At 44.9% G+C, this 21,612-nt stretch carries 27 protein-coding genes; 17 read left to right on the top strand and 10 right to left on the bottom strand.

The window, feature by feature from the left end:
- Positions 1-58: 58 nt before the first annotated feature.
- Positions 59-145: a YjcZ family sporulation protein gene (locus tag HP401_RS12730; RefSeq protein WP_016743434.1), complete on the bottom strand. Its 87-nt coding sequence runs from the start codon at positions 143-145 to the stop codon at positions 59-61.
- Positions 146-397: 252 nt separating this feature from the next.
- A complete protein-coding gene (locus HP401_RS12725) occupies positions 398-535 on the bottom strand; it encodes a hypothetical protein (RefSeq protein WP_155801098.1) in 138 nt (45 codons plus the stop codon).
- Between the two features lie 535 nt (positions 536-1,070).
- Here HP401_RS12725 and HP401_RS12720 point away from each other — a divergent pair.
- The 4 genes from HP401_RS12720 (at position 1,071) to HP401_RS12705 (ending at position 3,716) form a co-directional block, all read left to right on the top strand.
- Positions 1,071-1,577: a TetR/AcrR family transcriptional regulator gene (locus tag HP401_RS12720; protein WP_015891608.1), complete on the top strand. Its 507-nt coding sequence runs from the start codon at positions 1,071-1,073 to the stop codon at positions 1,575-1,577.
- Between the two features lie 111 nt (positions 1,578-1,688).
- On the top strand, positions 1,689-2,654 hold the full coding sequence (locus tag HP401_RS12715) for an SDR family NAD(P)-dependent oxidoreductase (RefSeq protein WP_173605248.1): 966 nt from the start codon (positions 1,689-1,691) through the stop codon (positions 2,652-2,654).
- Positions 2,655-2,824: 170 nt separating this feature from the next.
- On the top strand, positions 2,825-3,169 hold the full coding sequence (locus HP401_RS12710; RefSeq protein ID WP_015891606.1) for an ArsR/SmtB family transcription factor: 345 nt from the start codon (positions 2,825-2,827) through the stop codon (positions 3,167-3,169).
- Positions 3,170-3,200: 31 nt separating this feature from the next.
- Positions 3,201-3,716 (top strand): SRPBCC domain-containing protein, encoded by a 516-nt coding sequence (locus tag HP401_RS12705; RefSeq protein WP_142496694.1) that lies wholly within the window; start codon positions 3,201-3,203, stop codon positions 3,714-3,716.
- 61 nt (positions 3,717-3,777) lie between these two features.
- On the opposite strand, the gene HP401_RS12700 is transcribed toward HP401_RS12705, so the two are convergent.
- Positions 3,778-4,416, bottom strand: coding sequence for a FusB/FusC family EF-G-binding protein (locus HP401_RS12700; RefSeq protein WP_173605247.1), 639 nt, complete (start codon positions 4,414-4,416; stop codon positions 3,778-3,780).
- 157 nt (positions 4,417-4,573) lie between these two features.
- Positions 4,574-4,837, bottom strand: a complete 264-nt coding sequence (locus tag HP401_RS12695) for a CD3324 family protein (RefSeq protein ID WP_007718970.1) — start codon at positions 4,835-4,837, stop codon at positions 4,574-4,576.
- A gap of 71 nt (positions 4,838-4,908) precedes the next feature.
- Between HP401_RS12695 and HP401_RS12690 the strand changes: the two genes are divergently transcribed.
- Positions 4,909-5,148, top strand: coding sequence for a hypothetical protein (locus tag HP401_RS12690; protein WP_173605246.1), 240 nt, complete (start codon positions 4,909-4,911; stop codon positions 5,146-5,148).
- A gap of 384 nt (positions 5,149-5,532) precedes the next feature.
- Entirely contained in the window at positions 5,533-6,423 is an 891-nt protein-coding gene (locus tag HP401_RS12685; RefSeq protein ID WP_173605245.1) for a GNAT family N-acetyltransferase, read from the top strand.
- A gap of 300 nt (positions 6,424-6,723) precedes the next feature.
- Here the strand turns inward: HP401_RS12685 and HP401_RS12680 are convergent, their stop codons facing one another.
- The gene (locus HP401_RS12680) at positions 6,724-7,314 is read right to left on the bottom strand and encodes a TetR/AcrR family transcriptional regulator (protein ID WP_173605244.1); all 591 of its coding nucleotides are present in this window, start codon (positions 7,312-7,314) and stop codon (positions 6,724-6,726) included.
- A gap of 340 nt (positions 7,315-7,654) precedes the next feature.
- Here HP401_RS12680 and HP401_RS12675 point away from each other — a divergent pair, with 340 nt between their 5' ends.
- Both HP401_RS12675 and HP401_RS12670 read left to right on the top strand, forming a co-directional pair.
- Positions 7,655-8,827: an MFS transporter gene (locus tag HP401_RS12675; RefSeq protein ID WP_173605259.1), complete on the top strand. Its 1,173-nt coding sequence runs from the start codon at positions 7,655-7,657 to the stop codon at positions 8,825-8,827.
- A 217-nt stretch (positions 8,828-9,044) separates the two neighbouring features.
- Positions 9,045-9,518 (top strand): GNAT family N-acetyltransferase, encoded by a 474-nt coding sequence (locus HP401_RS12670; protein ID WP_173605243.1) that lies wholly within the window; start codon positions 9,045-9,047, stop codon positions 9,516-9,518.
- Positions 9,519-9,606: 88 nt separating this feature from the next.
- Here HP401_RS12670 and HP401_RS12665 read toward each other — a convergent pair whose 3' ends face one another.
- Both HP401_RS12665 and HP401_RS12660 read right to left on the bottom strand, forming a co-directional pair.
- Positions 9,607-10,287, bottom strand: coding sequence for a hypothetical protein (locus HP401_RS12665; RefSeq protein ID WP_173605242.1), 681 nt, complete (start codon positions 10,285-10,287; stop codon positions 9,607-9,609).
- 87 nt (positions 10,288-10,374) lie between these two features.
- Complete coding sequence (locus HP401_RS12660) at positions 10,375-10,950, bottom strand: DUF4269 domain-containing protein (protein WP_173605241.1); 576 nt, start codon at positions 10,948-10,950, stop codon at positions 10,375-10,377.
- Positions 10,951-11,058: 108 nt separating this feature from the next.
- On the opposite strand from HP401_RS12660, the gene HP401_RS12655 reads away from it, so the two are divergent.
- Complete coding sequence (locus tag HP401_RS12655; protein ID WP_015891597.1) at positions 11,059-11,544, top strand: DUF456 domain-containing protein; 486 nt, start codon at positions 11,059-11,061, stop codon at positions 11,542-11,544.
- A 50-nt stretch (positions 11,545-11,594) separates the two neighbouring features.
- Here the strand turns inward: HP401_RS12655 and lexA are convergent, their stop codons facing one another.
- A complete protein-coding gene (gene lexA, locus HP401_RS12650; RefSeq protein ID WP_007718939.1) occupies positions 11,595-12,218 on the bottom strand; it encodes a transcriptional repressor LexA in 624 nt (207 codons plus the stop codon).
- Positions 12,219-12,380: 162 nt separating this feature from the next.
- Between lexA and yneA the strand changes: the two genes are divergently transcribed.
- The 4 genes from yneA to HP401_RS12630 all read left to right on the top strand — a co-directional run bounded on the left by yneA (position 12,381) and on the right by HP401_RS12630 (position 15,740).
- A complete protein-coding gene (gene yneA / locus HP401_RS12645) occupies positions 12,381-12,716 on the top strand; it encodes a cell division suppressor protein YneA (RefSeq protein WP_015891596.1) in 336 nt (111 codons plus the stop codon).
- Positions 12,717-12,792: 76 nt separating this feature from the next.
- Positions 12,793-12,990, top strand: coding sequence for a DUF896 domain-containing protein (locus HP401_RS12640; RefSeq protein WP_173605240.1), 198 nt, complete (start codon positions 12,793-12,795; stop codon positions 12,988-12,990).
- A 96-nt stretch (positions 12,991-13,086) separates the two neighbouring features.
- A complete protein-coding gene (gene crcB / locus HP401_RS12635; protein WP_173605239.1) occupies positions 13,087-13,452 on the top strand; it encodes a fluoride efflux transporter CrcB in 366 nt (121 codons plus the stop codon).
- 38 nt (positions 13,453-13,490) lie between these two features.
- Entirely contained in the window at positions 13,491-15,740 is a 2,250-nt protein-coding gene (locus HP401_RS12630; protein WP_173605238.1) for a HelD family protein, read from the top strand.
- Positions 15,741-15,804: 64 nt separating this feature from the next.
- On the opposite strand, the gene HP401_RS12625 is transcribed toward HP401_RS12630, so the two are convergent.
- Positions 15,805-16,107, bottom strand: a complete 303-nt coding sequence (locus HP401_RS12625; RefSeq protein WP_015891593.1) for a HesB/IscA family protein — start codon at positions 16,105-16,107, stop codon at positions 15,805-15,807.
- 124 nt (positions 16,108-16,231) lie between these two features.
- On the opposite strand from HP401_RS12625, the gene ltaE reads away from it, so the two are divergent.
- The 3 genes from ltaE to HP401_RS12610 all read left to right on the top strand — a co-directional run bounded on the left by ltaE (position 16,232) and on the right by HP401_RS12610 (position 19,462).
- Entirely contained in the window at positions 16,232-17,257 is a 1,026-nt protein-coding gene (gene ltaE, locus HP401_RS12620; protein ID WP_173605237.1) for a low-specificity L-threonine aldolase, read from the top strand.
- Between the two features lie 230 nt (positions 17,258-17,487).
- Positions 17,488-19,131 carry a peptide ABC transporter substrate-binding protein gene (locus HP401_RS12615; RefSeq protein ID WP_173605236.1) on the top strand — a complete coding sequence of 548 codons (1,644 nt, stop codon included), beginning with the start codon at positions 17,488-17,490 and terminating at the stop codon, positions 19,129-19,131.
- A gap of 133 nt (positions 19,132-19,264) precedes the next feature.
- Positions 19,265-19,462 (top strand): hypothetical protein, encoded by a 198-nt coding sequence (locus tag HP401_RS12610; RefSeq protein ID WP_015891590.1) that lies wholly within the window; start codon positions 19,265-19,267, stop codon positions 19,460-19,462.
- A gap of 3 nt (positions 19,463-19,465) precedes the next feature.
- Here the strand turns inward: HP401_RS12610 and HP401_RS12605 are convergent, their stop codons facing one another.
- Complete coding sequence (locus tag HP401_RS12605; protein ID WP_064202625.1) at positions 19,466-20,200, bottom strand: alpha/beta hydrolase; 735 nt, start codon at positions 20,198-20,200, stop codon at positions 19,466-19,468.
- Between the two features lie 326 nt (positions 20,201-20,526).
- Between HP401_RS12605 and pdhA the strand changes: the two genes are divergently transcribed.
- Complete coding sequence (pdhA, locus tag HP401_RS12600) at positions 20,527-21,612, top strand: pyruvate dehydrogenase (acetyl-transferring) E1 component subunit alpha (protein ID WP_016743455.1); 1,086 nt, start codon at positions 20,527-20,529, stop codon at positions 21,610-21,612.

Raw genomic sequence — 21,612 nt, 5'->3', positions numbered from 1 at the left:
TGATTTCGAAGAGGGAGGAAGAGGGCAGCTTAGCCGCCCATAACATTGGACAGGTATATTAGCATTCATCACAACTGCAAGCAACAATTGTTAATAAAACGAAAAGAACCAAGACCAAAGCAAAATTGTCGTCAAAGAATCCCATCGATATCACCCCTTTGAAAAGTATGAGGAAGAACCTCAAACTCAAGCTATGCAAATTGCGGAGCTATGTAAGGGCGATATCACAGTAGGCGAAAAATTTGGGCATATAACAAACAGTTACCTGTCATGTCCAACCGCTCAAAAATGTCAAATCAACCGGGGATGTACGACAAAAAAAGGCTATCCACTAGCTATATTTATGGCGTTTGGGACAGCCTTGTTGGTACGATTTTGTCGAGGGTAAGTATTGGCGTTAAACGCTATAGGTTGGCCATCCGCAATACCCGTCAACTTCACAAGGTATACGTTGTTCTTTTGCGCTGCTAACACTAGGAAATGAAAGCGATAGAAATAGTGCAGCAGCAATACCAAACAGAGCAATTTTTTTCATAAATCTTCCCCCTATACAAGTTTCATTTTTCAAAAAGTATACGACCGGGCACAACATATATTTCGAAAATAAATCGAGTAGCTGGTGAGCTAGAAAAGTTGACGCAAAAAGACCATCCCTCTGCCACGCGCATAGCTGTTGGGACGGCCTTTAATTACTATCTAACATTAATTGGCACACAGACAATGTTTACCTGCTGGTATGCACCCCCGAGGGCATGGAATGATTGAGTTAGCACCCATTTTTTGAAGTAGTTTCTTCAGCATTGTTATTCACCTCCTTAAATGGAAGAATATAACTATCATTTCAATGATAGCACACACAAGCTTAATTTAATATATAAAATATGGAAAATTCGGAAAAATATAATAAACGGTAAAGTAAATTATCAGCATTCCAGTCATTCTGGCCCATCATCAATCGCGAAGTTCGTGGCAAGCCTGTATGGGAGTGTTGCACGTCATTTGAAACCCACCACAAACTGACGTATAATCAGGTATTATTGATGAGTCACTAAAAGGGAGACGATCTAGAAATGGCGTCGGTCAATCGTAAAACGGAAATCATTTCTGCTGCCATTGAAGTCTTTGCTGAAATCGGGTATTTCCGGGCAACGACAGCGCAAGTGGCAGAGCGTGCAAAGATTTCTCAGCCATATATTTTCAAGTTTTTTGCATCGAAAGAAGCTTTGTTACTGGCAGCATTAGAGGCATCGTGGGAGCGGATCATCGACTCTTTCCGTCTCGTTGTGGAGTCCGCATCCAAAGAGCAATTGGAAACAGATTTAATTAAGGCATATGAAAAGATTTTGGCTTCGCATCAAAATGAAATACTGCTTCAAATGCAAGCCCAGACGATTCAAGAGCCTTTGATTCGTGAGGCAATGCGCGAAGCATTTCGGGGGGTTCGTCAGATCGTCCTAACAGCTTTTCGTGAAGCGGGCATCGCGAATCCGGAAGAGAGAACGCTTATTTTCTTGGCAAGAGGAATGCTGTGTAATATTTCAGTGGCTTTGGACATGCCAGAATTGATGGAGGAATAACGGAGGGAAAATTGAGACAATTAGTTATTGACTAATCACTAACTAAAGCGTTATTCTTCTAGTAAGTTAGTGATTGATCAATCACAAATGAAACAAATGGAGATGATTTGAATGAAAAAAGCGATGGTAGTCGGGGCAACGGGCGGAACGGGAGCGGCAATTTTGACAGAGCTGATCAATCGAGGGATTGAAACGATTGCTTTTGGGCGTTCTCTACAAAAGCTAGAGCAAATGGCGTCAGAATTGGGGAATCCAGCACATTTGTCATTAGCAGTCGGGGATGCATTCCGGTCTCCAGACATCGTAGCAGCATCGGAAGGAGCGGATGTACTATTTCATTGTGCAAACGTTCCTTATCACGAGATGGTGAATAAGCTGATCCCACTTGGCGAAGCGATCATGGAAGCCGCCAATAAGAGAGGAATGAAAGTTGTTGCGGTAGACGGCATTTATCCATACGGAAGAAAGCAGATGGAACCAGTGACGGAGGAGCATCCAAAGCAACCGCATACGAAGAAAGGAAAAATCAGGTTGGCATTTGAACAGATGCTGTTTAGCAATCGCTGGGATCATAATCGAACGATGATTGTCAGACTACCGGATTATTACGGACCTACTGCTAACCAAGCATCGTATTTAGGGTCCACACTGGAGGCAATTGCCGCTGGAAAACCTGGGATTTTTATTGGGAATATGCGTGTTCCTCGCGAGTTTGTTTATTTGCCTGATGCAGCGAAGATGATTGTAGAGTTGGCCTGCCGCGAGTTTGCTTATGGACAAAATTGGCACATTCCAGGTGGAGGCATCATTTCCGGTCGAGACATCGTCCGAATCGCTCAAAAAGCAAGTGGCATCGTGAAGCCTGTCATTCCTCTGGGGAAAATGGGTTTGTCTTTGCTGGGGATGTTCGTCCCGGTGATGAAGGAGGTTGTCGAGATGCTGTACTTAACCGAAAAACCGTTGATTCTTAGTGGAGAAAAATATAAACGGCTTATTGGGCCGATTCCTGCGACGAATTTTGAGGAGGGTATAACGGCAACGATCCAACATTTGCAGAATCGTGCATCCATGAACTAAATGATAAACATTAGTGATTGATTAATCACTAACAAACGATCTGAAAAATCTTTAAATATTCCTTTACAGGAATATTCCCTTTGGTGTATATTTTACCTAACAAAACGATCACAATAAAGCTGAAGGGGATGAGATGAGCGTAGAATCCATCATGTAACGAGGTGAGTGACATGTCAGGGATGAATCCGGGCATGGACATGGCGACGCTGAGTGCTTTGGCTGAACCAAATCGTATGAAAATCGTCGAACTTTTGCGCGACGGTCCTCTGACAGTAGGGGAAATCGCTGACCAACTGGGGCTTCGCCAGCCCCAAGCCTCGAAGCATTTGAAGGTGCTTAGCGACAATGGGATCGTGGATGTGAAGGCCGAAGCCAACCGCCGATTTTACAAACTCAGGCCCGAGCCCTTCCGAGCGCTGGATTCTTGGGTGAGGTCATTCCAGCGGGTGATGGAAGAAAGATTCGATAACCTGGAAGACTATTTGCGGGAACTGCAAAACAAGGAAAAAGCTTGAGATCCATTCAAAAGAATGAGGAGGAATTACTATGTCAAGAAACGCAATGGTTTCAAGGGTAGAGAACGAGCGAGTGCTGGTACTGGAGCGTGTATTCGACGCGCCTAGAGATCTCGTGTTCAAGATGTTTAAGGAGCCTGAGCATCTCAAGCGCTGGTGGGGACCGAAAGGCTGGGAACTTCCGGTTTGTCATGTTGATTTCCGCCCAGGTGGTGTTTGGCATTACTGCATGAAGTGCGTCGATAAGAATCAAGGGGATTTTTACGGCATGGAATCTTGGGGCAAAGGTGTTTATAAGGAAATAGTTGAGCCCGAGAAAATCATCTATACCGATTACTTCTCAGATGCAGAAGGCAACACAAACGATGCGATGCCTTCGACAGAGGTTATGATGGAATTCATCGATTTGGGTGGCAAGACGAAGCTGGTCAGCCGTTCAGAGTACGTATCTGCGGAAGCTCTCAAAACTGTCATGGACATGGGGATGCTAGAGGGCATCACCCAAACGTGGGATCGTTTGGAAGAGAGTCTGAACGAGATCAAGTAAGCGAAATAGGAAAGGCCGCCTGGTATGAAGACCCGGCGGCTTATTCTTTTTAGTAGCAGATTTATTTCACCATCAGCCCAATAAAATCGTTCAGCTTATCCAGCGAAATGATATTTTGATTGCATGACATGCTGTCTTGGCAAATGTAGTTTCCTTTTTTCAAATACGTTCCATCCCCGGAACCTTTGGCTTCAAGGATGAACATGCCGATCTCCTCAAAGCGATTACAGAGCGCACAAACGCCTTTTTTGTTAACGTTTGTAAACTGTCCGTGTATGCCAATCAGTTTTCCTTCGTGGTAAGCAACAATAAATTTCTTTTCCGTCGCAGTGTCTAGCCAGCTCAGATAAGAGATTTCTGAAAAATCGATCTCAGCTAAATTCGAGACCTTCAGCTTCTTTACTTTTGGAAAGAGCTTCTTAATGGAAGACTCTGTGATAGCAGGGAATGGAATTACAAACGGTGAAAGCTGATTCAAAAACTGCTTTCCTTCTGCCTTTTCTTTTATCGAGTCAATCGGATGCAAAATCTCTTTTTGTTCTTCCGTCAGGTTTGGGAACAATTGAAAGACTTCTTCATGAGCGATTTCTTTTCGAGCACGAATCACGTTGACATCTGTACTGGTCGCATAGGCGTTCATGATTGCTTGAACGCGTGATTTAATGAAGTGATATTGATGCGTATGGATAAAAGGTTCCATGTTGCGGTTCCTCCTGTTTCTGTCTTGTAAGGTGGGTTCTTCTTTAACTTTAGCGTGTTTGCAGGTGAGGAGAAAGGGAAAGGACATTTCCCAAAAAAACTCGCCATAAAAAAGCACTGACAACCTAATGAAAAGGTCTTCAGTGCTTTATAAACGTCTATTTGGTATACACGATTTTTTTAATCGTCTCTGTAGACAAAAAGTATTCCTCCGCTAACTGAGAAATAGCCGTCCCGGCCCGAAAACTGCTTTTAATAGCTGTATTCCGCTCATCCAGGAGTTTTCTTCCGCCAGTGCGCGTCCCCCATTTTTGATGGGTTACTTTTGTCTTCGGAATATAAATGGTTTCTCCTTGCACGTACTTTTGAATTTCCGCGAGTAACGATTCAGGAAGGATTAAATTTGCTTTCACACATTTCATTTCTGCTCGCTCCTTATTTATAGATAGGCAAATAAGGGGCAAAGCCAAGAAATAGGAAATGAGATACGCAAATGAAGGCGATGATTCGTTTAAACGGAAGACCACCTCATGCAAAGTATCGCCTCACTATTTCTAGGCTTTGCATGAGCCGCTGCGGTATGTGGCAAATTGAGAGCATTCGCCATTGGTACACCCCCCTCGAGGTCCATTTTGAAAACGGTGTCCCCTTTTTTAAAAAGGGGGTATTTGAATTATATAAGAAAATGGCTTTTTTGTATAACGATACTTACAAAAATGTGAGTGGATTTTGAATGTTCATTTACAACCTTTTGAAAGTCAAATATAGTAATGGTATCGAATGTGAAAAGAGGTTTTGATTGAGTATGATGAAACTGATAATCGCTAAGTAAAATTCGAATGAATTTTATATGGGAAAAGGTTAAATGAAGGGCGTGCCCTTGGTTTCTTTTTTATACCTTTTTTCAAAAGCGATTAGAAGGCATATATCTCATTCAAACAAATTTCACGTTTGTACATGATATCTATTCAGTTCGGGATAGGTATCTTCATCACAACGATAAATTTGACCATGAGAAGAGAATTCTTCTTGTGGTCTTTTTTAGTTGGAAAGAAGGGATTGCGAAAAGGGAATGGATGATGACAAACCGCACAAAAAATAGAAGGGGAGGTTTTAAATGCGTGAATATCGAATGATTAGTGACTACAAGCATATCGAAACATACAAGGAAAGCTTTAATGACCTCGCCAAGCAGATCTTTCAACTCGATTTTAGAGAATGGGATAACAAGGGCTTTTGGAATGACAACTATGTGTGCTATTCCTATTTGGATGGGGATCAGGTTATTGCGAACGCTTCTGCCAGTAGGATGATCGTGACATCCAATGGAAAAGACTACAAGGCACTTCAGATCGGAACGGTCATGACGCATCCTGCCTATCGCAACCAGGGGCTGGCAGCGAAATTGATGAACCATATTCTTGAAATATGCGAGAAGGAATACGATTTTATCTATTTGTATGCCAATGATACCGTGCTCGATTTTTATCCGAAGTTCGGATTTGAGAGAGTACTTGAAAGTAGTTTTCGTTTATTGGCAACCGATTTGAAAAAGCAAGTGGAACAAAAATCGGTGTTGCGTAAGCTGGATGTTGATAATGAGGCTGATTTTCATATTATGAAGGAATTTGCTGCGAAAAGAATCCCTGTTTCATCGAGACTAGGCATTAAGGAAAGCGAGCATCTGTTGATGTTTTACTTTTTGCTTGTTTTTCGGGATGCGATTTATTATCTCGAAGAGGCGGATGTGATTGTCTTATTTGAACGCGAAGATGACCAACTGCATGTATTTGATCTTGTAAGTAAAAAACCAGTGGATGTAGAAATGGTCATTTCTCATTTGATAACTGCTGAGACAACGATCATTCATTTTCACTTTATGCCAGATAGTGAGAATGAAAAGATCCAATCTGGATGGATGACAACGACCGATGATGTCTTATTTGTTCGCCCCTCGCTAAAAATGGAGACAGAACATTTTCGTTTCCCGCTTACTTCCCACGCATAAAAGGTTTGAAATGACACAGTAGGTGAAACAGTAAAATAGCTTCGTGCCATCGGGGGCTGTCGATGAGAAGAGCAGCTACAAAATGATCAAATGTGATTATCACAATATATGAGTTATGTGCTACCAGTTTATAAAGACTGGTAGTTTTTTAATCCCCCTTCTGAAGGGTGGATGTGCGAATCCACCTAGATGGTCACATCAAGTCGACGATCGGGAAGGATGATCAACAGATTGAGGCCAGATCGTCGTACAGTGCGCAAGAATGGCGGGATGATTCATTGTAATACACAACAAAAGGACCTATCCCAGCAGTTCTTTGGCACCGTTCATTACTAAGGGCAAAGACTGTTTAACGAATGATTCCGCACTTATTAGACGCCCCTCATTGTTCCAAACGTAAGCCGCCCCATACATCCCCCAACTTAACATGACAGAAGCTGTTTTTATTAAGAATTGCTGGTTTGGAGTCGATAGCTTCTTGTCTTTGTCTATAAAGGAAAGAAGTATCGTTTGAATTTTTTCCTTTATTTGAATTTCGAATACAGATACAAGCGATGTATTTCTTCTTTTGCACATAGTGCTTAGACCCTCGTGAAATTCGCATACCCCGAGAAAAATACTCTGAATGGTTTCTTCATTCAATACTTCTTGACCGCTTATTCTACGATTCATGATTGCCATAAATGATTCCATTAGTCTGGCCTCAAGAATTTCGAATTTATCTACAAAGTGCGCATAAAAAGTCGCTCTGTTAACAGTAGCCCGCTCTGCAATATCCCTAACAGTTATCGATTCAAAGTCTTTTTCTTGAATTAATGAAGCAAAAGCGTCTTGAAGGAGTCGACGTGTACGTATCACACGAGGATCAGCTGCATTCTTTTTAATGGTCATGGTTAAGATCTCCCCAGTAAAACGACATTATAGAAATGGTGTTGTCTATACAACGGTTTATGATTATTGCTGATTGCGTACCATTCGGTTGCTATTATAGCATACAAATACAACAGGTGTTGTTCAAGCAACTTGTGTTGTATTGACACAAAATGCTGAATGCCGTTTTTTCAAAAGGAGGAGAGAACCATGTCGGTTTGTAACTATGATCCCGAGATCAAGATTCGCGGGAGGAATAGACCGAAACATTACGGCAAGCTCCGCGCTGGCTCCTTTAGCTGCTGACATGCAGCCGTGGCGTTTTTTCGTAGTGATATAAAACACATCAGGAGTGTGAATGATGAAGAGCACTTGGAAAGTTTACGTTCTAGCCTTGATCAGTTTTTTAGTTGGAACATCCAATTACATCGTTTCCGGAATATTAGACCGAATTGCAGAAACATCGGGAACTAACGTTGCGGTAGCAGGTCAGCTCATTACGGTTTATTCCCTGGCCTATGCGGTCGGCACTCCTATTTTGATGGCGCTGACGGCCAAAATGGACCGGCTTAAGCTCCTACTTTATTCGCTGGGCCTCTTTATTGCCGCAAACCTGCTGACATTTATAATGTCTGACTTTGGCTTCTTCATTACCGCGAGAATCATTACGGCGTTAGGCGCCGGGGTGGTCACAGTTAACGCGCTCAGTATCGCCGCCAAAATTGCTCCGCCAGGTAAGCAGGCCAGCGCCATCGCGAACGTCACCATGGGCATTACCGCATCGCTCATCATCGGCGTCCCGCTGGGCAGAATGATAGCCTCTGCTTTTGGCTGGAAAGCGGTATTTCTGGCCATTGCGATTGTCGCGGGCTTGGCCATGCTTGTCATTGCTGCAGTTATACCACGTATGCAGGGCGACAAGCCTATCCCTCTGATTAAACAATTTGCTTTGTTAAAAAAACCTCAGGTTTTGGTTGCTTTAGCGATTACTTTTTTCTGGTTGGGAGGATATTCCCTCGTCTATACTTACTTATCCCCTTTTCTGCTAGAGGTAACTCATTTACATGAATCATTGATTAGCGCAGCTCTGTTCGTGTTCGGCGTTGCCAGTTTGATTGGCTCGAAAGTCGGCGGCTACAGTGCGGATAAACGGGGCATCAAATACACGCTCGTTTCTGGGATGGTGCTTCACGTCATTTCGTTGATTTTGCTATCTTTAGTCGGACAGTCGGTCATTGCCGTATTCGCCATTTTGATCCTCTGGTCTTTTGCCGCATGGTCATCTGCTCCCGCGCAGCAATTTAACCTAGTTTCGCTTGTTCCTGAATCCACGGGCGTCATGCTGAGCTTGAACAGTTCCATGATGCAGCTTGCCATGGCAGTCGGCGCAGGAATTGGCGGGCTGATCGTTAACCGTGTTTCTTTAGCATCCATTACCTGGTTCGGAGTACTCGGCGTAATCATCGCCATCATTGCTGTGTTTGTATTATCCAGAATGGCATCACGGCATTCGGTGGTTCAATCAGTGGAGTAAGGTGATCTTTCAGTTCTTCACAAAAAAGCAGACCGCAAATGAACGGCCCCCCAATTGTTGGACGCTACAATGCGGTGTGGTTGTTAAGGTAACGAAAAGTACATATCCATGTGAATAAATGAGCGTAAACTATCGGGGGAACGATGCTACAATAAAAAAACGAGACGCGGCTGCCGGTATGATTCGGTAGCCACGTTATACTCTAGGGGGAGTTTCCATGCTACTTCGAAGATTTCATGAGACGGATATTGACCAGATCATCACTTTATTTTATGAGACCGTACATACCATAAATAAGCAAGACTACACGCAAGAACAAGTAAATGCTTGGGCTTCCCTAGCGGATTTGAAGCAGAGGAAAGAGGTCTGGTTGAAAGCTCTAACGAGTAATATTTCCTATGTTGCTGAAATGAATGGTTATATCGTGGGCTTTTCTGACATGAGTTTACAAGGTTACCTGGATAGATTATTTGTTCATAAAGAGCATCAGGGGCAAGGAATTGCTTCAGCATTGGTAGACACACTTGAATCTGAAGCCAAAAAATTAGGTCTAATCGAAATAGAAACCGATTCGAGTATTACCGCTAGACCCTTTTTTGAAAGAAAAGGGTACATCGTAGTAAAATCGCAAATCGTTGAACGCAATAGCACTAAGCTGATGAATTTTAGAATGAAGAAAAGTTTATGCTAACGAGAGACGAAAGCTGAATACAAAAAAACAAAAAGTCGGTAATCCTGAGAACAGGAAGCTGGTTACGTCGGCCAGCTGAGTGCCCTGATTACTCTTTAAATGAAACCATAGTAACATTCTGATCTTTTTCGTTCACCGTTAAAACAACCTCACTTGCATAGCGTGAGAGAAATACGAGAAAGGGGGATTCTAGCAGGTCGTCACTGAGCACCCAGTTCGTGGGGGATATGGAGACCTCGTCACACGTTTTGAATGGTCTATTCATAAAGTCCCAGAGCCTTTTGTGATCCGGTTGGGCAAGGTAGGTAGTCTGCTTGAGAAAGGAATCCCTGTCTATTTGGAACAGCTTTACGTTTAGGCGATTACTACGCTCACATTCTCCCCGTAGATAAAAATCGCTTACCAGAGGATCAATCTTACTTGTATGTATGACCGATTCGATAAAAGAACTTTTTATATTCGGCTTTAAGTCCTCCAGCCTGATTTCCTCCATCTTTCCATTCATGTATATTCCCCGTACTTTCGTAAACAGGCTTGTGAAATTGACGGAAGCATACGCTTCTATCTCGGGATCGTTGTCGGCCGGAATCCGATAAGCAGTATGTTCATGAACAACAAAAGGGGCGATGGCCCATTGCAGGACGATATCATGGATAAAATCTGGGGGCTCCTGAAGCCCACTTGACTCGAATCTCTTAAATGAGAAGTCGACGTTTGTTTCTACCCGATTCTCTCCAGTGAGGAGCGGTAGCTCTATCAGCCAATCCATATAGTATGTCCTCCTTAATGATCGGTTGCAACGCCAGTCACTGTTTACCCCTTATGATCCCAGCAAGTTGATAGATTTGCTGGCAGATTAATCCTTTCGTAGGGGCTGAACTCTTTGGCGTAATTCCTGTTCGGTCAACGACTCCAATTGCAACAAGGCCTCATACGGATCATCACCCGGAATATGAAAGTATCGAGCAAATGCAGGTTCTGTTTTGAGGCCGTCTTGCTTCAGAGCCCTGATATGTATACACGCATCCAAGCCCCCTATATGTAACAATCGTGCTTCGATGTCCATATGACGATAGGCGTTTTGCTTTTCCACAGCAACCGGTTGAGCAAACAATTCAAACCAAAAGCCAGCTGTGAAAAATGAAATAACGCACGTGGGAATCCCTTTTAGATCGAGTTTTGTCACTTCAAATCTGGTTGAGCAGCCAAACGCTTTACGAACAACCTGCTTAAACTGATCCAGATCATGACTCTCGCAAATAATATCCAGATCGCTTTGCTCAACATCAATGTCCAATGGGATGGTTCCGGCAAGCACTGGACGGTAATCGGCTAGTACTTCCATGATATGCGTCTGTTGAATCGCTTCCCACGCCGCTTTTTGGCGCATCGTTCCTCTGCTCAAGTAAGAGAGATCATGCCAATTTTTCATGAAACTACCCCCGTGTCTACTTTCTTTTAAAATAGTGTAGACAAAAGTGAATAAGCGCGCAACGAAATTGGTAATCACTCGTATACCTAAATGAAGGGAGTGTAGTGGATGGAAATATTTTTGTGGGTCGTGGTTGTGTTATTGTTCCTGCTAAGCATCGCAGGAATTTTCTTACCCGTTTTACCTGATACGATCTTGTTGTGGGGGGGCTTTTTGCTCTATCACTTTTTCATTGCAGATCCGGGAGCGGGATTGCCGGCATCCTTTTGGTGGGGAATGGTCGTTCTAAGCATTCTGCTTTACGGTGCTGACTTGCTGACGAACATGTACTTTGTGAAAAAGTACGGGGGGTCCAAGTGGTCGTCTATAGCTGCTGCCGCCGGAATTATCCTCGGGATATTCGTCTTCCCACCGTTTGGTATGCTGATCTTGCCGTTCGTATTCGTCGTTCTCGTAGAGTTGATGGTACAGAAGCAGTCAATGGAGCGAGCAGTGAAAGCGGGGGTAGGCTCACTAATTGGATTTTTGGGCAGTGCGGTCGTAAAAGTCATCTTGCAAGTTACGATGATCATCTGGTTTTTTATCGCCAGATAACATATAGAAAACAAAAAGGACAGCCGAGGCTGTCCTTTTTTACGTGGAAACTAGTGAATGAGGCGATAGACACCAATGACTTTACCGAGAATGGTGACATGCTCCAGAATGATCGGTTCCATCGTGGCATTTTCCGGTTGGAGACGGAAGTGGTTCTTTTCTTTGAAAAATCTTTTGACGGTCGCTTCATCTTCTTCTGTCATGGCTACGACAATGTCACCATTGTTCGCGACGTGCTGTTGGCGAACAATGACGTAGTCTCCGTCGAGAATCCCGGCATCAATCATACTATTCCCGGAGACGCGCAGCATGTAGACCTTGTCGGAAGTCACGATATTGTCTGGAAGCGGGAAGTATTCTTCCACATCCTCAATGGCTGTAATGGGTTGTCCAGCGGTTACTTTTCCGATTACTGGCACACGGACGACAGAGTCTTCGAAATTGTCTTGAAAACGATCTTCATCTGAAAGCAATTCGATGGCGCGAGGTTTGGTAGGATCTCGACGAATGAGGCCTTTTTTCTCTAAGCGTGCCAAATGACCATGTACCGTTGAGCTGGAAGCGAGTCCAACAGCCTCTCCAATTTCACGTACAGAAGGCGGATATCCTTTATCACGAACTTCCTTTCGTATGAACTCGATGATGGCTTGTTGTCTACTCGATAATTTTGACATAGAAAGACACCCCTGATTTCTCGAACATATTTTCCTATATTATACCATGGGAGCTTGCGTTCGACAAACATAAGTTCGTTTCGCTGTTGACATGAACATATGTTCTCATTTATGATGAGCTTACAAGAGAACAGAACGTATGTTTGTAAGGAGGCCATTATCATGAATTCATCGACAGTACGTAATCGTTTCGAGAAAAAAGAAGAACGTCGTGTTCGTTTTGGTATCACGAGAGGTCAAGCACTCTTGTTTCTTATTACATTTACTCTCTTTTTTTACTTGTTAACCGAACTAGTGTTTGCTGCTTCGCCAATGGACGAGCCACAAGGCATAGAAGTAACCGTACAATCCGGAGATAGTCTATGGTCGTTAGCTGTTCGCTACTCAGATCAGCATACGGATGTTCGTGACTATATCATAGAAATCAAGGAAGCGAACGGCTTGGATAGCAACTGGATTTACCCGGGTCAGACTCTGATCATGCCTGATATGCCGTAAGTGTTCGGCTGTCTTGCGGGATTATTCGAATATGGTATAATGAAGCGGCACTACTACAGAGTGGGAGGAACCAGCAGTGGTATCTGACGCAGAAATTAAACGCATTAATGAATTGGTCAAAAAATCTCGCGAAGAAGGTTTAACCGAAGAGGAAAAGATCGAGCAAAAAGCATTGCGCCAAAAGTACATTGACGCCGTTAAGCTTTCACTGAGAGCAAATTTGGATTCCATCCGTTATGTGGAAGACCTTGAAGAAAATAAGCCAAAACAGTAAGATAACAATTACTGATACGACAGACATCCTCGCTTGACGCTAGGGTGTCTTTTTCTGTGACATACATAACGCTTTGATAGCCAGGGAGGGAAAGCGATGGCGTGGATAGCTGTGGCGGTTGGCGGAGCAGTTGGCTCTCTTATGCGCTACCTATTGTCTTTACTCGCAAATCAGCCGGAATGGCCGTGGGGAACCTGGATCGCCAATGTTTGTGGATCCTTGATCATTGGCATCTTGTTCGTGCTAGGGAAAGAACGGGGCATTTTATCTCCAACACTCTATCTCTTATTTGCAACGGGTGTCATGGGAGGATTTACGACTTTCTCTAGCTTCTCCTTGGAAGTGGTCACTTTTTGGGGAGAAGGACATCTGTTGCGGGGCACTTTATATGCTCTTCTCAGTTTGGGAGTCGGTCTACTTTCATGTGCGGTTGGAATATGGCTGGCCAGGCAATGGGCCTGATACGTTCAAAGACACGATACATGTGAGGGGGAATGAAGGTGAGTACACAGCATCGTGATTATGAGTTGGAACAAAAAAAGCTGGATGAAACCATTTCAGCTATTGATGAAGAAATGGAGCAGATTCGCAATGAAATTCGCGAGGCAACTGATGACTATGTGAAACAGGTCGTTAACTCTAAAAAGGCAAAGGATTTACGCTACCTGGAAGATCAGGGGCGAGAGAAGCCTTATTTCGGCAGAGTGGACTTCTTGAAGGATGAAATCTACGAGCTGGATCAGGTCTACATAGGAAAACGGGGAATTGTACGCAGCGATACATTTGATTCTGTCGTCGTGGATTGGCGTGCGCCTATCGCCAGTCTTTATTATTCCGGTGAGAGCAAAGACGCGTTTTATCGGATGGGACGCGAGATCGTGCGTGGTGAAGTTCGATTAAAGCGTAATTTTGCGATTGAAGACGGAAAGATCGTCGGCATCTATGATGGAGCGGTAAAGGAAACGATTAATCGCGAAATGGGGCATCCTGACGAGTTTTTGCAGGAGGGCTTCATCGATGAATTTTTGGCAGCCAATCTGAATCAGGCGAACGATAGCAGGCTAAAAGACATCGTCGCTACCATTCAATCCGAGCAAAATGATATTATTCGGGCGGAAAAAGAACGGCCCATTGTCGTGCAAGGTGTAGCGGGGAGCGGAAAAACGACGATTGCGCTGCACCGACTCTCCTATTTGATTTATAACTTCCAGGATTCCATGATGTCCAAAAAATTCATGGTGTTTGCGCCAAACCGGATGTTTCTTACCTATATATCCGAGGTTTTACCTGAGCTGGGAGTCGATGACGTTCAACAGTCTACCTTTGTTGATTGGGCAGCGCGTCTTGTGAAGCCTCTGCTGCCAAAAGGATGGAGAATCGTGAGTCCCGATAAGCCTCTTCAATTGTTCTTCGAAGAGGGGCAGGACGAGCGCCAGCAAGAAATGACGCGAAACAGGCTTCGCTTCAAAGGATCGCTCGCTTGTCGGGAGGCGCTGGAGCAATACATTCGGCATATCGTCGAAACGAGAATCCCTTTTAAGAAACTCAGCTTTTTATACAACAAAACAAAGCAAGTCTTTTCCATTCCGGGTGATTTTATTCGCCAATGCTTCTTGGAGCAATTCGCCAATATGCCGTATCATCGACGAGTAGAAGCGCTTCGCAAGCATTTAAAACAAGAAATGAACAAGCAATTATTTGCCCATTTACGAGAACGAAAAGTCGATTTGGACAAAGAAGGCTTGTACAAATTCGAGAAAATGCTGGAGCAAATCCTGGATACGTACCTGACTTCGTTTCCAAGACTGGAAATCTTCGCAGCTTATCGCGAGCTGATTGCTGACGAGGAATTGCTGCGCAAACTCGCACCTGCTGACATTTCAGACGAAGTTGTGCGTGATGTGACTCAGTCAAGTGCTGCGCTGTTTGCAGAGGAGCGATTGGAGCCCGAAGATATCGCGCCATTGCTATACTTGCAGCATATTGTAGAAGGAATGAATAAGGCGGAGCATTTTGATCATACGGTCGTGGATGAAGCACAAGACTTGAGTGCGTTAGAAATAGCTGTCATTGCATTGGCAACTAAGAGAAACTCGCTCACGATCGTGGGAGATATTGCGCAAGGCATTCATAGCTACCGGGGAATTCATGCCTGGGAAGAGTTGACGAAGGGGATATTTGCACAGCTGTTTCCTTCCTATTATACGTTGTCGCAAAGCTATCGTTCGACAATTGAGATTATGCGCTGTGCTAACGAAGTGTTGCGGCAAATTGATTTGCCCGAGACGGTATTGGCAAAACCGGTTTTGCGTCATGGTGAAAAACCAATCATGGTCAAGGCTCGTTCACGAGCGCAACTGTGGGAGGACATCTCTTCGCGTGTGGCAGACTACCAGTCGGAAGGCTTCAAAACGATTGCGATCGTAGCGAAAACTATTCAAGCGAGTAAAAAAGCACATAAAGGCCTGCAAGACAAGATAGCTGATCTGACTCTGTTAGGCAGCAAGGATAACCAATTTCCGGGTGGGGTGACCGTCATGCCTGCTTTTTTAACAAAAGGCTTGCAGTTCGATGTGGTCATTTTGCTGGATGTGGACGCTTATCAAAATAATGAATGGGATGCAAAACTGTTGTATGTCGCGATGACACGTCCAGTCCATCGGCTTGTTATGACACAGGTTGATGACGTTTCTTCACCGCTGCTGAAAGATTTACCGGCAGTGCTGTACACTATGGCGACTGACGAATAAGAACCGACTCATCAAAGAAAACCCTCTGCTTGTAAAAAAAGCAGAGGGTTTATCTGTATCATGCTTAGTGGTCACCTGTGTTACCTTTAGAAGGGTTCGTAATCACAAAACCTTCTTGTGGCAAGAAGAGGTAATCAATGACGACGCCATCCAGCAATGGCTCATCCTTTTTCACGATCACATCGATCTCTTTGTCTGTCGAGATCACTACATCTTCTTCTGTTGGCTTGTCCAGAGCGAGTCCGTAATGTGCATGATCACCGTGAGCGTGTGTAATATAAACGCGCAGTTTCAATTCTTTGTCTTCTTCTTGCTCGATGATTGGAGCCAATTGCTTGGCAGCGTTACGAGTGATTTTTAGTTTCACAGGTCAAATCCCCTAACTGTATGTAAGTTACCCCTCCATCTTAGCAAGAGGGAAATCAGGATGCAATGTTGAAAGTGTTACAATATGCCTAGAGAATGACAACAGGGTGGAAGGAGAGTCATCTATGAAAATCGATTTGCGCAGTGATACCGTTACAAGGCCAACCGAGGAGATGCTTCGGGCAATGGCGGAAGCGGAGGTTGGGGATGATGTTTACCGGGAGGACCCAACTGTCAATCGTTTGGAAGCGATCGCGGCTGAAATACTCGGAAAGGAAGCTGCTCTGTTTGTAACAAGTGGCACGCAAGGTAATCAGGTCGCAGTTTTGACGCATTGTGTCAACGGAGATGAAGTCATTGCGGAAGCGGATTCGCACATATTTTACTATGAAGGCGGCGCAATGTCGGCATTGGCTGGCGTGCAAACACGGACGCTGGTTGGTGAACGCGGTGCTCTGCGTGCAGAAGAGGTAGAGAGGGCGATTCGGGGCAACAATATCCATTTTCCTCGTACAAAATTGATCTGTCTAGAAAATACACATAATCGCGCGGGCGGGGCGGTAATCTCTGTTGAGCAAATGAAGAGCGTCTATGATATCGCGCAAAAACACGGTGTTCCCGTTCATTTGGACGGTGCGCGTCTCTTCAATGCGGCTGTGGCACAAGGTGTTGCAGTCAGTGAGCTAAGCGTTTATGCCGATACCGTTCAGATTTGCTTGTCCAAAGGGCTGAGTGCTCCAGTTGGTTCCATTTTGGCTGGTGAACGTGCGTTTATCGAAGAAGCGAGATGGTGGAGAAAAAAATTAGGCGGGGGGTTGCGTCAGGCAGGGTATTTGGCAGCGCCGGGCATCATTGCTCTGACACAAATGACCGAACGATTGGCAGAAGATCATGAACGGGCACAGCAATTGGCGAAAGGCTTGCGCCAGCTATCGCTTCAGGTGGAGCAAGTCGAGTCGAATATCGTGCTGGTGAATACGGGCTCGATTGGACAAACAGCTGTCGCCTTCTTGGAACGTTTGGAGGAAAAAGGAGTGCTCGCGGTCGATTTTGACGAGTATGTCATTCGCTTTACGACGCATCGACACATTAGCGATCAACATATCAAGACCGTTGTAGAAGCAGTAGAGGAATTATTGGTAACAGTGTAATTGTATCAAACGCTTGTAGCCAGTCGAAGGGAAGACTGGCTTTTTTCTTTGCTTCAACCATCAATTCGAAATAGTTAGACAATTTGTACAAAATAAGAGTCTATACACGATCTGTTTTTCGCCATACCGTCTGATTTGTTTCTCCTACACTTGCGTTATCATAGTAGTGTGATAAAGCGATAGTATTTACTGGTGTATGGAATCGAATGGAATCAAGGGGGATTGTCTCGATGAGAAAGAGGATGAGCTTCATTTTGAGCTGTTTCTTGCTGCTTCAAGTTATTACGGGATGTAGTACAAGTGAAACGGCGGTAACGAACAAACCAAATGATCAGGCATCTCAAACAGTGCAGACAACGGGAAAAGAGATGGTATTGAATTGGAACGCAGACGGTGGAGAGCCTCCGACAGCGGATCCCGGACTTGCTTCCGATGGTACCTCCTTTGATGTCATTACTGCCTGTTTTGAAGGACTGACTCGCTATGGATCGGATGGGAAAATAGCTAACGCTATCGCCGACAGTTATACGGTTTCCGCGGATTTGACGACGTACACATTCAAATTGAAAACAAATGCGTTATGGAGCAACGGAGATTCGGTAACCGCCCATGACTTTGAGTTCGCTTGGAAAAGAAATCTCGACCCGAAGACAGCGTCCGAATATGCCTATATGCTTTATTTCATTAAAGGGGCAGAGGAGTTTAACACAGGGAAAGGAACGCATGAAGGCGTAGGGGTTAAAGCACTAGATGATTTTACATTAGAGGTCAAGCTCAATTCGCCAGCTCCGTTTTTTTATGAATTGACGGCTTTCCCGACATTGTTTCCTTTACATAAAAAGACCTTGGAGGCACATCCAGATTGGGCAGCGTCTCCAGACAACTACGTAGGCAACGGCCCATTCAAAATGGAGCTGTGGGAGCATAAAAACAAATTGGTTCTTGTGAAAAACGAGAATTATCACGACAAAGATGCCGTGAAGCTCGACAAGATCGTCTGGAGCATGATTACCGATACCAATACCGCTCAAGCGTTGTTTGATTCTGGTGATTTGGATTGGGGAGGGCATCCAAGCTACGTGTTGCCCGTCGACGTGATTCCCGCCTTGCAGGAGGAAGGAAAAATCGTAATGGCGCCGTATCCGAACACAGTTGCAGTTACCTTTAATACAACCGTGTCCCCATTTACGAATAAAAAGATTCGACAAGCCTTCTCGTATTCGATCCAACGGCAGCCTTTGGTAGACGGAATTGTGCAGACAGGGGTGCCTGCGGCTTTTGCATGGGTTCCGCCCTCCATGCAACTTAGCGGAAATGACTATTTTCAAGAGGATGTAGAGAAGGCGAAACTGTTATTGGCTGAAGGGTTAAAGGAACTGGGACTTTCGACGATGCCTACCGTGACATTCACTTATGGTTCAGGTGACGATCGTCAGAAAAAGCTGGCTGAAGTGCTTCAAGATCAATGGAAAAGAAGCTTGGGTGTTGATGTAAAAATCAGTGGCTTGGAGGAAAAAGTATTTTTACAAAACAAGCGCTCCAAAAACTATCAGTTTGCCTACCGAAATTGGGGTGCTGATTTTAACGACCCCATCAATTTCCTGGAAATATTCAAAGACAAAACCGTGGGTACGAACGACGCTGCTTGGGAAAACGACAGATACCGGGAGTTAATCGTCCAAAGTTACTTGGAAAAAGATTCGACGAAGCGTAATGCGATCATGCGTGAGGCAGAGACCATCTTAATGGAGGAAATGCCGATTGCCCCAGTGTATTATGGCGCAAGACCGTATATAAAAACTGACAAAGTCAAAGGATTTTTGATCAACCCATTCGGTGGTAGGGATTTTAAATATACAACCATCGAACAATAAAAAAGAGTCTTGCCGTATCCGGAAACATGGAGAGCGGCAAGGCTTTTTTTGGTTCCACTCGGCAAACTCAGTTGTGTGTAATTCAGAGCCGCCAATGAAATACTATAGCTATCCAACATAGGGGAAAAGAGGGATGGATATGATCTCGGCTAAAGAGCGAGAACGCATTCTCAATCAAATGAAACGGGACGAGAGCAAGATTGTCAACATCGTCCTAAACGACGCCAATCAGGTTGCGGGCGAAATTGAAAAAGCCAACCACCAAGGTATTTTCCTGGTGGATGGCCGGTACTACGGATACGAGGACATCAAAGAAATCAATGGCTCGTAATGGTTACAGACGGGGAGGTGGGAAGAAGTAGCGCAAGGCATCTGGCAGCTCTTTTTGCCACAAACCCCAGACATGATTCCCTGGTTTTTCTCGATAGGACAAGGTTGCTTGCTTGTCCTCAAGAATCTGTTTTGCCTCGCGATTCCAGTGCACGAAATCGAAGGTACCCGCGCTTGTTTCTACAGCAGTCTCCTCGAGGCCGACGACCATCCAGATTCGCAGCCAGGAAAGACTGGCCTGATTCAAAAGTGGATCGAGTGTTGTTTGGAAAAACGCCCCGGACAACGCGAGTACTTGTGGAAAGAGATCGGGATGTTCCAATGCGAGATGCAAAGAAACAGTTCCACCCAAAGAATCTCCTGCCAGTATGCGTGAACCAGGATCACGGCGCACAGGATAACGCTCCTCTATGTAAGGAATCAGTTCTTCGGTGAAAAAGCGCTGATAGGCTGCATTTCTCGACCCCGATGGAGAATACTCGCTCGTGCGCTTGTTGCGATCGACGGAGACACCGACAACGATGTAGGGTTCGATACCTTCTTCCAGAATCAGTTGATTGGAGATGGTCGCGATTCGTCCCATCGTAAAAAAGTCGTTCCCATCCTGGCAGTACACAACAGGGTAAGAAAGAAGCTCATTGTACCCCGGCGGTAGGTATACTTTGACCGAGCGGGGAGTGTCCACGTGGATGCTAGGCACTTCTTCTTTCATGATGGTTCGCTTTACATAATCAGACATCGATTCACACTCCCTGATTGCTCAAATAAAAAACTAAGCCTTGAAAAAAACTGATACAGCTTATATAGTAAATGATAACAGAGAGGAAATAAACCCTGTAATATCAATACTGTAACACATTAAACAGGTATTTTGACTGCAATATAACAGGGTGTTGCAAACGGCGCTGTAAGCCCTTTCTTGCACCATGCAACTTTCTTCTGGATTTTATCAGGGTCACTTCCGCCCGCGAATGGCATTCGTCGCTTATCGAGCAGATGCTCAGATAGATGACAAAGGGCAACGCGGAAAAGGAAGCCCCTTATTCTAGTGACGAGGTGAATGTGATGAGCGTATCCACTGCTGTTGAACAAACAGAGAACAACGCCCCGCTGCAAATTCTTGCCCCGGATGGTACGGTTGTTCGTCCTGACTTGATGCCTAAGCTCTCCGATGATGAATTGCGTGAACTGATGCGTAAAATGGTATTTACCCGTGTATGGGACCAACGCGCAATCAGCTTGAACCGCCAAGGTCGTCTTGGTTTCTATGCACCAGTAGCTGGTCAAGAAGCAAGCATGATCGGTTCTGAGGCCGCTCTTTCCAAAGAAGACTTTGTCCTGCCTAGCTACCGTGATATTCCACAAATGGTATGGCATGGTTACCCTATGCACAAGGCATTCCTGTACTCCCGCGGACACATCGAGGGTGGCAAAATTCCTGAAGGTGTAAACGTATTGATGCCACAAATCATCATCGCGGCTCAATGTACACAAGCAACAGGTGTTGCAATGGGTTACAAGCTGCGCGGTGAAAAGAAAGTAGCGATCAACTACTTTGGTGACGGTGCAACTTCCCAAGGTGATTTCTACGAGGGTATGAACTTTGCAGGTGTATACAAACTGCCTGTTATCTTCTTCTCCCAAAACAACGGTTATGCGATCTCCCTGCCGTTCGAAAAACAAACGGCTTCTGAAAATATCGCAGTCAAAGCAGTAGCGGCTGGTATTGCTAGCGAACGCATTGACGGTATGGACATTCTCGCGGTTTACTACGCGGTTCAACAAGCAAAAGAGCGCGGCGTAAATGGCGAAGGTGCGACTCTGATCGAAGCAATGACGTACCGCTATGGTCCTCATACCATGGCTGGTGACGACCCAACTCGTTACCGTACAGGTGAAGAGCAAAGCGAGTGGGAACTGCGCGATCCACTGATCCGTTTCCGCAAGTTCCTCGAGGCAAAAGGCCTCTGGAGCGAAAAAGACGAAGAAGCTGTCATCGAAGAAGCGAAAGCAGCTGTTGCGGACGCAATCAAAAAAGCGGACGAAACACCTAAGATGAAAGTTTCCGAACTGATCGATGTAATGTTTGAGACACTGCCGCCTGCACTCGAAGAGCAAAAGGCAGAATTCCTGGCGAAGGAGTCGAAATAA

The organism is Brevibacillus sp. HB2.2, from assembly GCF_013284275.1.
Classification (GTDB): Bacteria; Bacillota; Bacilli; order Brevibacillales; family Brevibacillaceae; genus Brevibacillus; species Brevibacillus brevis_D.
The sequence above is the reverse complement of the archived record's forward strand: the minus strand, read 5'-3'. Positions and strand labels throughout refer to the sequence as shown.